Annotated in this window: 9 protein-coding genes and 1 tRNA gene; 1 reads left to right on the plus strand and 9 read right to left on the minus strand. The window is 42.3% G+C overall.

Translation table 11 applies throughout. The annotated features are described in order from the left end of the window. Window positions 1-138: 138 nt before the first annotated feature. From yihA to lonB, 3 genes are all read right to left on the minus strand, one after another. Window positions 139-723 (minus strand): ribosome biogenesis GTP-binding protein YihA/YsxC, encoded by a 585-nt coding sequence (yihA, locus tag ACFVAD_RS13270; RefSeq protein ID WP_386640675.1) that lies wholly within the window; start codon window positions 721-723, stop codon window positions 139-141. Beyond that, entirely contained in the window at window positions 720-3044 is a 2325-nt protein-coding gene (gene lon / locus ACFVAD_RS13275) for an endopeptidase La (RefSeq protein WP_386640677.1), read from the minus strand. Before lon ends, yihA begins: the two co-directional genes overlap by 4 nt. A gap of 265 nt (window positions 3045-3309) precedes the next feature. Further along, the gene (gene lonB / locus ACFVAD_RS13280) at window positions 3310-4995 is read right to left on the minus strand and encodes an ATP-dependent protease LonB (RefSeq protein WP_386640679.1); all 1686 of its coding nucleotides are present in this window, start codon (window positions 4993-4995) and stop codon (window positions 3310-3312) included. 140 nt (window positions 4996-5135) lie between these two features. Here lonB and ACFVAD_RS13285 point away from each other — a divergent pair, with 140 nt between their 5' ends. Next, window positions 5136-5702, plus strand: coding sequence for a tubby C-terminal domain-like protein (locus ACFVAD_RS13285; RefSeq protein ID WP_386640682.1), 567 nt, complete (start codon window positions 5136-5138; stop codon window positions 5700-5702). Between the two features lie 47 nt (window positions 5703-5749). Here the strand turns inward: ACFVAD_RS13285 and clpX are convergent, their stop codons facing one another. The 6 genes from clpX to ACFVAD_RS13315 form a co-directional block, all read right to left on the minus strand. Continuing rightward, entirely contained in the window at window positions 5750-7018 is a 1269-nt protein-coding gene (gene clpX / locus ACFVAD_RS13290; protein ID WP_386640684.1) for an ATP-dependent protease ATP-binding subunit ClpX, read from the minus strand. A 368-nt stretch (window positions 7019-7386) separates the two neighbouring features. Continuing rightward, the gene (gene tig / locus ACFVAD_RS13295; protein WP_386640687.1) at window positions 7387-8673 is read right to left on the minus strand and encodes a trigger factor; all 1287 of its coding nucleotides are present in this window, start codon (window positions 8671-8673) and stop codon (window positions 7387-7389) included. A 217-nt stretch (window positions 8674-8890) separates the two neighbouring features. Then, a complete protein-coding gene (locus ACFVAD_RS13300; RefSeq protein ID WP_386640690.1) occupies window positions 8891-9925 on the minus strand; it encodes a tetratricopeptide repeat protein in 1035 nt (344 codons plus the stop codon). 730 nt (window positions 9926-10655) lie between these two features. After that, window positions 10656-10732, minus strand: a tRNA-Arg gene (locus ACFVAD_RS13305). A 285-nt stretch (window positions 10733-11017) separates the two neighbouring features. Next, on the minus strand, window positions 11018-11521 hold the full coding sequence (locus ACFVAD_RS13310) for a metallophosphoesterase (RefSeq protein WP_386640693.1): 504 nt from the start codon (window positions 11519-11521) through the stop codon (window positions 11018-11020). 10 nt (window positions 11522-11531) lie between these two features. Next, the gene (locus ACFVAD_RS13315; RefSeq protein WP_386640870.1) at window positions 11532-12134 is read right to left on the minus strand and encodes an XTP/dITP diphosphatase; all 603 of its coding nucleotides are present in this window, start codon (window positions 12132-12134) and stop codon (window positions 11532-11534) included. Window position 12135: the final 1 nt, after the last annotated feature.

Genomic DNA, 12135 nt, shown 5'->3' on the forward strand with positions numbered 1-12135 from the left:
GAGATGCTCCCACATACTCCCGTATCCTCTCTATTCCCTTTCAACAATTCTGAATAAACCTATATTTTATAACTTTTTAAAAAATTTAAAATGGAATACAAAAAAAGCGGCAGGACTAATGTCCTACCGCTTCACATGTTATTTCATTCTCTTTTGAAGAATACCCCACACTTCATCTTTGCCTTGGCCGGTTTCAGAAGAGAATAAAACTACCTCATCCTCCTGATCCATGTCCAAGGTTTCTCTTACTACCTTCTTATGCTTCTGCCATTTCCCTTTTGGAATCTTATCCGCCTTCGTTGCAATAACGATTACCGGAAGATCATAGTGCTTCAGGTAGTCATACATCGTAACATCGTCCTTGGAAGGCGGATGACGCAGATCGACTATCATCAGAACAGCACGAAGCTGCTCGCGTGATGTCAAATAAGTCTGCATCATTCTGCCCCAGGCGTCACGTTCAGATTTTGGCACTTTAGCGAATCCGTAACCAGGTACATCCACAAAATGAAGCATTTCATTTATCAGATAAAAGTTCAATGTTTGTGTTTTACCCGGTTTGGAAGAAGTTCTCGCAAGGTTTTTCCGATTGATCATCTTGTTGATGAACGATGATTTCCCTACATTGGAACGGCCTGCCAAGGCGAATTCCGGCAAAAGGTCACTAGGATACTGTTCTGGTTTTACGGCACTGATTACAATTTCTGCTTGTGTTACTTTCATTGTGTCTCTCCTGTTAATGCGTGTTCCAACACTTCATCTAGATGTGATACTAAGACAAACGTCAAATCTTCCCGCACACCTTCTGGAATATCATCCAAATCTTTTTCATTATCTTTTGGTAGTATTATTGTCTTAAGTCCTGCTCGATGCGCACTTAAAGATTTCTCCTTTAGTCCGCCGATTGGCAGCACCCGTCCTCTTAAGGTAATTTCTCCGGTCATTCCCACCTCTTTGCGGACCGGTTTTCCAGTCAAAGCGGAGATGAGGGCTGTTGCCATGGTGATACCTGCGGAAGGTCCGTCTTTCGGTACTGCTCCTTCAGGAACGTGTATGTGGATATCATTTTTCTCGTTAAAATCAGGATCGATATTCAACTCTTTCGCCCTGGAGCGGATAAAGCTGAATGCCGCATGTGCAGATTCCTTCATCACATCGCCAAGCTTCCCTGTTAAGAGCAGCTTTCCTTTACCCGGGGATAAAGAGACTTCAATGGATAAAGTATCTCCTCCAACAGTAGTATAAGCCAATCCGGTCGCTACACCAACCTGATCCTCAAGCTCAGCCTGCCCATAACGGAATTTTGGCTTCCCTAAAAATTCGGGTAGATTCTTATTGGTGATGATGACACGTTTCTTGCTGCCAGATACGATAATCTTAGCTGCTTTTCTACAAATTGAGGCCAGCTGTCTCTCCAGACTACGGACTCCCGCTTCTCTCGTGTGGTAGCGGATGATGGAAAGAATTGCTTCATCACGGATCTGGAGCAGGTTTTTCTCAAGCCCATGCTCTTTCGCCTGTCTTGGCAATAGATGGTCTTTACCGATATTAAGCTTTTCTATTTCCGTATACCCTGCGATTGTGATAATTTCCATACGGTCACGCAGCGGCCCAGGAATTGTCGCCAGATTATTGGCCGTTGCCACAAACATGACGTTCGATAAATCGTAGGCCTCTTCGATATAATGGTCACTGAAATTAAAATTCTGTTCCGGATCCAGGACTTCCAACAGGGCTGAAGAGGGATCTCCACGGAAATCGTTGGACATTTTATCGATTTCATCCAGCAGGAAAACCGGATTGATTGTTCCCGCTTTTTTCATCCCTTGAATAATACGGCCCGGCATGGCACCGACATAGGTTCTTCTATGTCCGCGAATTTCAGACTCATCCCGCACGCCGCCCAAGGATACTCGGACAAACTTTCTGTTCAGGGACTTTGCAATGGATCTCGCAAGCGACGTTTTCCCCACTCCTGGAGGTCCCGCCAAGCAAAGAATTGGCCCCTTCAGTGATTTTGTCAGCTGCTGTACCGCCAAATACTCCAGTACACGCTCCTTCACATTTTCCAAACCGAAATGATCTTCATTCAGGATTTGTTCTGCTCTTTTAATATCAAGCTGATCCTCTGTCGAGATATCCCAAGGCAAGCCTAATAGCCAGTCGATATAATTGCGGATTACAGAGCTTTCAGCTGAGCTGGATGGGATTTTTTCATACCTGTCGATTTCTTTTAATGCCGTCTTTTTCACGTTTTCAGGCATGTCAATCTTGCTCAGCTTTTCTTTCAGTTCTTCAATTTCGCCTGCTTTGCCTTCCTTATCACCAAGCTCTTTTTGAATGGCCTTCATTTGTTCACGCAGGTAATATTCCTTTTGCGTGCGCTCCATCGACCGCTTCACTCGAAGTCCGATTTTCTTTTCCAATTGAAGTACTTCTTTTTCGTTGTTTACATACTTGATTACTTTATGAAGCCGATCCTTTACATCTCTCGTTTCGAGCACCGCTTGCTTCTCTTTCATTTTTAAAGGGAGATGCGAAGTGACGATATCCGCCATTCTTCCCGGCTCCGCAATATCAGATACCGTATGATACGTCTCGATCGTCGTCTTCTTTGAAAGCTTCGTATATGTATGAAAGTATTCCAATAACGTTCTCATCAACGCTTCATCTTCTGCATCCTTATCCTCTGTATCAGGATAGGTCAGCAACTTCGCTTCCCAATGTGTTTCCTTCTCGATAAACTCTTCAATCTTAGCACGCTCGAGCCCCTCAACCAGTACCCGGACCGTCCCATTTGGAAGCTTCAGCATCTGCTTCACCTTTGTCAATGTTCCCCATTCATACAGATCCTCTTCTGAAGGTACATCCGTACTTACCTCTTTTTGTGTAGAAAGGACTACAATATTGTCATTCAGCATTGCTGTTTCCAAGGCCTGAATGGATTTATCCCTGCCCACATCCAAGTGGAGCACCATCGTCGGAAATACCATCAAACCTCTTAAAGGCAATAATGGAACATGATATTCCTTATTCTCTGCCATCGTAACACCCCCGTACGCTCTTCCAATGTTGTTTCATCTTTGTTCAATTCTATCCTAATTGCATAGCCCTGTCTAATTAAGAGTGGGCAAATACAAAGAAAAGATATTGTTTGTAATATTCTTTACTTGTTTCAGGAAGTTATTATCAAAACCAGTAGTAAAAATTTTACCTTTTTAGGAGTGGAAGTGCAATAATGGAGACTACAAAAAACATGCCCTGACCTTCTGCAACTAAAAAAGTCAGGACATGCCATTTCGATGATTTTTACATCGATTCCGTCTTCGGTACAGCGATTGGCACCTGTATGATATTCTCGATAATGGTGTCGGTCGCTTTTTCCCTTACCAGAGCCAGGTCCAGCACTTCCTGGAACTCATGCACAGGAATCACTTCGATTCCATCTATTTCCTTGATGATGGATTGCATATTCTCAGCAGGGATGATTACTCTCGTGGCACCCGCCTGCTTAGCCGCCTTAATCTTTGGAATCACACCACCGATCGGCTTGACTGTACCATGGATACTGATTTCCCCTGTCATTGCAATTAGATTGGAAACAGGTAATTTGAAGATGGCGGAATAGATTCCTGTCGCCATTGCAATTCCTGCTGAAGGTCCATCAATCGGGACACCTCCAGGGAAGTTCACATGGATATCAAAATCAGCAGCTGGTACTCCAAGTGAACGCAGTACCGTGATGACGTTTTCCACCGATCCCTTAGCCATGCTTTTGCGGCGCACCGATTTGCCGCCCTGGCCACCTAGACTTTCTTCTTCCACGATTCCTGTGATATTCACCGTACCTTTTTTAGGCTCGGTTGGGATGGCCGTGACCTCAATTTCCAATAACGCTCCTGAATTTGGTCCGAATACCGCAAGGCCATTCACGAGACCAAGCTGTGCTTTTTCCTTGATTTTGTTTTCGTATTTAGGAGCCAGCTGACTGGAATGGATGACCCACTCAATGTCTTCAAGCTTCACTTCGTACCTGTCTTCTGTAATGGCAAGGCCTGCGGCAATCTGCATCATGTTCACCACTTCCCGCCCATTTCTTGTGTATGATGCGAGCAGACTGATTCCAGCCTCCTCTGCTGTCATATGTATCTTGTCCACAGCGTTCCTTGCAACCACTTCCAGCTCTTCTTTGTCCAATTCACGGAAAAATACTTCCATACAGCGGGAGCGAATAGCTGGAGGTATTTCGTTTGGTGTTCTTGTAGTTGCGCCAACCAACCGGAAATCCGCCGGCAGACCATTTTGGAAAATATCATGAATATGTTGAGGGATTTGATGATTCTCTTCACTATAGTACGCACTATCAAGAAACACTTTTCGGTCTTCAAGCACTTTCAGGAGTTTATTCATTTGAATGGAATGCAGCTCCCCGATTTCATCAATGAAGAGCATTCCTCCATGCGCATTGGTTACAGCACCCTGCTTCGGTTGTGGTATACCAGCTTGTCCCATCGCACCTGCACCTTGATAGATCGGGTCATGCACAGATCCTATCAAAGGATCGGCAATTCCTCTTTCATCAAATCTTGCTGTGGTTGCATCAAGTTCAATAAATACCGCGGAGGATTTAAAAGGTGACTTCCTGTTCTTTTTTGCTTCCTCCAATACCAGTCGTGCTGCAGCAGTTTTCCCCACACCAGGAGGTCCGTAAATGATGACATGCTGTGGATTTGGTCCGCATATTGCCGCTTTCAATGCTTTGATTCCGTCTTCTTGTCCGACTATTTCTTTGAAACTGGTCGGCCTCACTTTTTCCGCCAAAGGTTCGGAAAGAGAGATGCTTCTCATTTTACGTAATTGTTCCATTTCCTTTTTTGACTCTTTATCAATCGAGACTTTCTGAGTACGTTGATTTCGTAGCAGGTTCCAAAAATAGAGTCCAATGATGACCCCAAAGAAAAGCTGAATAAACAGTGCAATACCTGTCCAAGACATAATTACCCTCCTGCATTCGTGATGTGATTATTTGCTAGTATCTCCGTGCAAAAGATGGAATAAACCACAAATGTGCATTTGGTTAAATTATGAAACTTAATCTTTCCTTACCCGTAAAATACAAGGAAGGGGGTGCTTTTTTGCAGGAATATACATTTACCTTACCACTATTCAAATATTCATCGAAACCGATAAAAATTTCTAACCTAGAAGGACAAACAATAGCCTCTTTTGGACGAACCTATCGAAAAAAATGGATAGAAATCATATCCAAACTGCCTATCCCGATCTTATCGGAAGGTGTCATCGTGTTTTTCGGAAAAAAGGATTGCAGAGGATCTGCACAATCCGGGGAGGAACTGATAGTACAGGAACGAACCTTTAAAGAGAATTTAGTGCGGATGAAGTGGGATATTCTTATAAAAAATCAGCGGTTTGAAGAAAAGAAATATTTTTTAAAAGATATATCAAAAGTAAAGACGCATGGCAAGTTCCTATATGAAAAGGAGAATTATACCCTTACGATTCAAAAGGAGATGTTCAAGCGGACAGCCTACATAAAAAGTGATGGAATGCTTGTTGCTGAAATTAAAGTGGAGAAGCGTTTTCCAAAGCCTAGATTCAGTTTTGTCATTCATAGGGAGAATCTAATTTCCCCCTTGGAAATAGGCGTACTTTATTTTATTTTCAATATGCAGTTTGATTGATTTTACACAAAAAAAGAGCACTCCCAAAAGGAATGCTCTTTTACTGCTTATGCAGATGTCTTTTCGTCCTCTTCCAATTCGGATCCATCATCCAAAATCAGTTTTGGAGCGACATTGTTCGCTACGGTATCAGCAGTGATGACACATTTCTTAATATCATCTCTTGAAGGAAGTTCATACATCACATCAAGCATGATGCCTTCAATGATAGATCTTAGTCCACGTGCCCCCGTTTTTCTTTCGATCGCTTTTTTCGCAATCTCAACTAACGCTCCATCTTCAAACTCAAGCTCGACATTATCAAGATCCAACATCTTTTGATATTGCTTCACAAGTGCATTTTTAGGCTTAGTCAAGATTTCGATCAATGCATCTTCATCCAACGGCATCAAGCTTGCAGTAACCGGAAGTCGTCCGATGAACTCCGGGATCAAACCAAAGCGAAGAAGGTCTTCTGGCAACACTTTAGAAAGAAGCTCCTTTTGCTCCAGCTCATCCGCTTTTGCTTCAACAGTTCCGAATCCAATTACTTTTTTACCTAGGCGGCGCTTGATGATCTGTTCGATTCCGTCAAATGCCCCACCGCAAATAAATAGGATATTCGTGGTATCAATCTGAATGAATTCCTGATGAGGGTGCTTACGTCCGCCTTGAGGAGGTACACTTGCAACAGTACCTTCCAAAATCTTCAGCAACGCTTGCTGTACACCTTCACCGGAAACGTCGCGCGTAATGGATGGATTCTCCGACTTACGAGCAACTTTATCGATCTCATCGATGTAGATGATGCCTTTTTCAGCCTTTTCTACATCATAATCCGCTGCTTGAATCAGTTTAAGCAGAATATTCTCTACGTCTTCCCCAACATAACCAGCCTCTGTCAAAGAAGTCGCATCGGCAATAGCGAAAGGAACATTCAGTATTCTTGCTAGTGTTTGAGCCAATAAGGTTTTCCCACTACCGGTAGGCCCGATCATGGCAATATTACTCTTCGCAAGTTCCACGTCATCAATCTTGCTGTTTGAATTGATACGCTTGTAGTGGTTATATACCGCTACGGAAAGCGATTTTTTTGCAGACTCCTGTCCAATAACATACTCGTCTAGAATATCACGAATCTCTTTTGGCTTCGGAACGTCTTTAAACTCAACTTCTTCCTCTGTACCTAGCTCCTCTTCCACAATCTCTGTACAAAGTTCAATACATTCATCACATATGTATACACCTGGCCCAGCAACAAGTTTTCGAACTTGATCCTGCGTTTTCCCACAAAAAGAACATTTTAATTGTCCTTTTTCGTCATTAAATTTAAACAAATTGTTTCACCCCTTATCATTTCTCTCTATTCTCATCCACCGGCTGGCTAAGATAAAGCAAAGAATAGAAATGCCGAACAGACCTATTATCCAGCCCAGCTTTCTTATCAAATAAGAAAAAATCCATTTTCCCATTACTCAAAACGAATAGTTATGTACTGCATTTTACCACATATTTACCTTACATTTCTAATAATATCTCTTTGGTTATGTATGGATATTTTAGAGGAAGAGTCCGTACTATTGTATCCATGATATGAACTAAATAACACAGCGATGGGTGGAAATAAAGGAAAATCTAATCAGAATCTTGTCCAGATGGTACAAAACAAGGCACGATCAAGTCGCGCCTTGTTTCTTATTTATTATTATGCAACATCTTTACTGTTTTCTACAAGGAAATCAATTGCTTTTCTGATTTTCAAATCTTCTTTAAGCCCTTCCAAGCTTCCTAATGCTTGCTTGATTTGCTCTACAGGCATATTGTACATGCCAGCCATTTTTTCTACTTCTTCGTTCGCTTCTTCATCTGTTACTTCGATGTTTTCAGCAATGGAAATAGCTTCAAGAGTCAAGTTCATTTTCACACGCTTTTCTGCATCCTCTTTCATTTGAGTGCGAAGAGCTTCTTCGTCCTGACCAGAGAACTGGAAGTAAAGATCTAAAGTCATACCTTGCATTTGAAGGCGTTGTTCGAATTCTTTAACCATGCGGTCAGTTTCTGTTTTCACCATAGCTTCTGGAATTTCCACTTCTGAGTTAGCAGCAGCTTTTTCCACTAGCGTGTCACGAAGGTGATTGTCAGCTTCTGTTTTCTTTGCTTCTTCTAGACGAGCTTTTGTTTTTGCTTTAAGCTCTTCAAGCGTTTCAACTTCTTCGTCTACATCTTTCGCGAACTCGTCGTCAAGTGCAGGAAGTTCTTTAGTTTTGATTTCATGAAGTGTCACTTTGAACACTGCAGGCTTACCAGCTAGCTCTTCAGCATGGTACTCTTCAGGGAAAGAAACTTCTACATCTTTCTCTGCTCCGGCAGTCATACCAACCAGTTGCTCTTCGAAGCCTGGGATGAACGTGTTAGAACCGATTTCCAAAGAATAGTTCTCCCCTTTTCCACCTTCGAAAGCTTCACCATTTACGAATCCTTCAAAGTCCATCACAACTGTGTCGCCATTTTCTACAGCGCCTTCTTCTTTTACAACAAGCTCAGCTTGACGCTCTTGAAGACCTTTTAATTCAGCATCTACATCTTCGTCAGAAACGTTTGCATCCAAACGCTCAACTTCTAACCCTTTGTAGTCGCCAAGTTTTACTTCTGGCTTCACGATTACTTTAGCAGTAAATACCAAAGGCTGGTTCTTTTCGATATTTTCGATATCGATTTCCGGTTGGTCAACAGGCTCGATACCCGTTTCAGTTACAGCTTTTGCATAAGCTTCAGGAAGAATGATATCAAGAGCATCTTGATAAAGTACTTCCACACCAAAGCGTTGTTCGAACATTCCACGAGGTACTTTACCTTTACGGAATCCAGGTACGTTAACTTTTGTTACAACTTTTTTAAATGCTTCGTCAAGACCCTTGTTAACAGTTTCAGCGTCAACTTCAATTGTTAACACGCCTTGATTTCCTTCTAACTTTTCCCATTTAGCAGACATAATTTTCCCTCCAACATCTATTTTCGAAAGAGATAATGAAACAGTCACTATCTAATCGGCATAACCTCGTTTTCACGTGGTTGTTTGTTTACAAAATTTGCTGCATGCACATTCTTGATTGTCCCATATTCTGGAATAATCTAAGAAACCTATACGGTATATACAGTTTACAACCCTTACATTATAACACAACCTGCAATGAGTTCAACAGATACCATTATAAATGTAAAAATGAAAAATCTTCAAGTTTCTTAATTTGGCCAAGGATGCCTTCCAGTTCAACAGCTGTAATACCATATTGCTCAAAAAACTCCTCTCCGTCATGAGGAATCCCATAGAGATCATTGCCTATCCTATGCAACCCTGCTGCCCATAATTTGGGGGAAGAGGGTTGAAAAGGGATAGGAAACTGTGCAGTATGTAACCTTACAAGCATTTCCTTCAAACTTTCAAACAAAACCGGATTCTCACTGTTCACCGTATCATCCAAAAGCCCGAGTACTTTGTTTAGAAATGGATCCTCTTCACCAGTGGGTAGATCCTTTGGTACGACGATAGCGGTTTGACCTAGCTTATGTACGTGAACTTCCTTCTCCACTCCTTGCTCCGTCAGCATATGGAGGAGAAATGTCTTTAAAACAGGATGCTTATCTACATCTTGAAGATATTGTTCGATGTCAGGAAGATACGGACGAATATGCATCTGCTTTAATTGTTGAATGATTTCATACTGTTTTTGCAGTGTGCCGCTATGTAGACTTTCGATGGGAAAAGTGTGCGAATCATCGTATATTACCGGAGCTTCCTTTTCCTTATCCTTTGCTTCTTCCTGCCCTGGGAGCATTTTTCTCGCAAATTCCAGCAGCTGATAAAAGTTCTGTGCATACTGGGCGGGGATTCTATCTTCCTCTAAAATCGCCTCAATCGTATTCTTCACTTCCCCATACTCTTTCAGCTGAATAAGGATAGTAATATAGATCTGGAGGATGTGAAAGTAATCCCCTATGTCTTCCCTCAGCATTTTCTTACAGCGGTTCTTCGCCTCGGCAAGCTGTCCAAGTTCCATATAACAGACAATCATCCCTAGCTCCACTTCTGCATAGGCATATTCATTTTCTCTTGCTTGTTCAAACAGCGCAAGCGCCTCGGAAAACTTCTTTTCCTTCATTGTGTTCATCGCTTTTTCCAATAATCGCTGTTTAAGATTCGGAAACTTTACAACCTTCTTTATCTGTTTCGGTTTGTTTGTCATATGTATTTTTCCATCCTATTTTTTTGTGGAAATATTTGAAACAAGTGTATCAATGTTTAGTTGGGAGTACAAGTGAAATGGGAATGCCTTGTACATACCATTCGAGATGGATGGGTTTCTTTTTCTTAGTGTTTTTGCATTCTTTGTTGCTATTTAGATAAATTGTACCCATCAAATGTAGCCCGTTGATTTCCGCTGCGGACACAAGATTCGCCGGGGAGGGATGGGAGCCTCCTCGGCTTCGCCTGTGGGGTCTCCCATGCCCTCTAATCTCCCACAGGAGTCAAGTGTCCTCCGCTACAATCAACTCACGGGTTAAACACTATTTGCTATTAGAAAGAGTCTTAAAACAAATTAAATTCGCTATTGAAATGAAAAATTGAGATAAAATGCAATTTTTGTTCCTTTAGTAAGGTAAAATTTTTACTATAAGTCACCCCTGTTGGTTGGAGTGCAAGGCGTGAGACTCCTGCGGGAGCAGCGTGTCAAGGGAGACCCCGCAGGCGCAAGGCGACGAGGAGGCTCCCGAGGCCGCCCTGGAAAAGCGAACGCCTGGAACGGAGACCAACAGGGTGTTTAATGTTGACATCTCATCTTTAGCCATGCCCTTTTCTTAAAGCAACAATCTAAAAAAAGAGCCTATTCATCAGACGAAAAAACACCACATACAATTTTATCAGCACTCAAAGAATAAGTGCTCATAAAAACGTACATGGTGCTTTAGGTAAAATGGCGTCCCAGGAGGGATTCGAACCCCCGACACACGGCTTAGAAGGCCGTTGCTCTATCCTGCTGAGCTACTGGGACTTAATTAAATGGAACTTACTTTTCAAGTTGTCGTCCCGATTTTCAGGGAGACTAATCAGGATGTATTAAAATCGGTACGCTGTAGTATTTCAAGGAAGCATATTCGATCGTGCTCTATCCTGCTGAGCTACTAGGACAAGTTAATGTCACAAGAAATATTTACTAATTATCATCAGCGACAAGATTTATTATATGAGATAGGGATTCTAAAGTCAACACTTTTTCAAAAACTTTTCTTATATAACTTTTAAAGTGAAAAAAGAGAGAGAAGTGGGGCTCCCCTCTCTACTTGTTGAAGGTATGAGAGGATAATCTCTCTCCCTTTTCATTATAGTAGTGTACGAAAAAGTCCAGATTTGTTTCTTCTATTATAGCATAGGTTTTATCACGTGTCATACGTGGCAAGCTGATGCTGCCAGGATTCACAAAGAGGATTCCCCCTGTATATTCCGCACCCGCGATATGTGAGTGGCCGAAGCAGACAATATTTGCTTCCTCCTCTTCTGCAGCATACTTGATCGGCATCAAGGAGGATTTCACCTGATGAAGGTGACCATGGGCAATAAAGAAGCGATTACTTTCAACTTCTTTGATTAATTGCTGTGGATAACCACTATCGAAATCACAATTTCCCCTAACCGCGTAAAATCCTTCCATTACCGAGCTGTCCGATGGCAATTCGGAATCCCCACAATGAATGAAATGCTCCACCTCATCTTGGTGGCGGGCCTTCAGCTGCTGCAGGACATCTGTTTGTCCATGATTGTCACTGACAACTAATACTTTCATCCTCTCACTCCTATTTTGTGAGAAATAGATCATCCCACTTATTGGTTAATTGCTTGATAGCATTCCCTCTGTGGCTGATTTCACTTTTTTCCTCTTTGGAGAGCTGTGCCATCGTTTTCCCTTTTTCTTCTACAAAGAATACGGGGTCGTAGCCGAATCCATTTTCACCAATAGGCTGATGTGTAATCTTCCCTTCACAGGTCCCACGGACAGTATGATTATTTCCTGAAGGCTGCACGATTGCCAGTACGCATACGAATCTTGCCGTTCTTTTTTCATCAGGTACATTTTCCAGCTTCCCTAACACCTTCAGATAATTTTCCCTGTCATTTTTATTAGTACCCGCGTACCGTGCTGAGTACACACCCGGTTCACCGTTCAGGGCATCCACTTCCAACCCGGAGTCATCGGCAAGAACGGTTTTGCCCAGATATTCCGCTACCGCAGATGCTTTTAGTAGGGCATTTTCCTCAAAGGTTGTCCCTGTCTCTTCCACTTCCGGAATCTCTGGGAAATCTGCCAATGATTTAACTGCGATTCCTTTTGGTTCAAGGATTGTTTGAAACTCCTGAACTTTTCCGGGATTGTTCGTCGCGATGATAATCTCCTGCATG

The sequence above is a fragment of the Sutcliffiella sp. NPDC057660 genome (assembly GCF_042800035.1).
In the GTDB taxonomy this organism is placed as follows: Bacteria; Bacillota; Bacilli; order Bacillales; family Bacillaceae_I; genus Sutcliffiella_A.

Excerpts from the sequence above, each read along its gene's own strand:
- yihA (WP_386640675.1), bottom strand. The coding sequence starts at position 723 with ATGAAAGTAACACAAGCAGAAATTGTAATCAGTGCCGTAAAACCAGAA.
- lon (WP_386640677.1), bottom strand. The coding sequence starts at position 3,044 with ATGGCAGAGAATAAGGAATATCATGTTCCATTATTGCCTTTAAGAGGT.
- lonB (WP_386640679.1), bottom strand. The coding sequence starts at position 4,995 with ATGTCTTGGACAGGTATTGCACTGTTTATTCAGCTTTTCTTTGGGGTC.
- tig (WP_386640687.1), bottom strand. The coding sequence starts at position 8,673 with ATGTCTGCTAAATGGGAAAAGTTAGAAGGAAATCAAGGCGTGTTAACA.
- ACFVAD_RS13300 (WP_386640690.1), bottom strand. The coding sequence starts at position 9,925 with ATGACAAACAAACCGAAACAGATAAAGAAGGTTGTAAAGTTTCCGAAT.
- ACFVAD_RS13310 (WP_386640693.1), bottom strand. The coding sequence starts at position 11,521 with ATGAAAGTATTAGTTGTCAGTGACAATCATGGACAAACAGATGTCCTG.
- ACFVAD_RS13315 (WP_386640870.1), bottom strand. The coding sequence starts at position 12,134 with ATGCAGGAGATTATCATCGCGACGAACAATCCCGGAAAAGTTCAGGAG.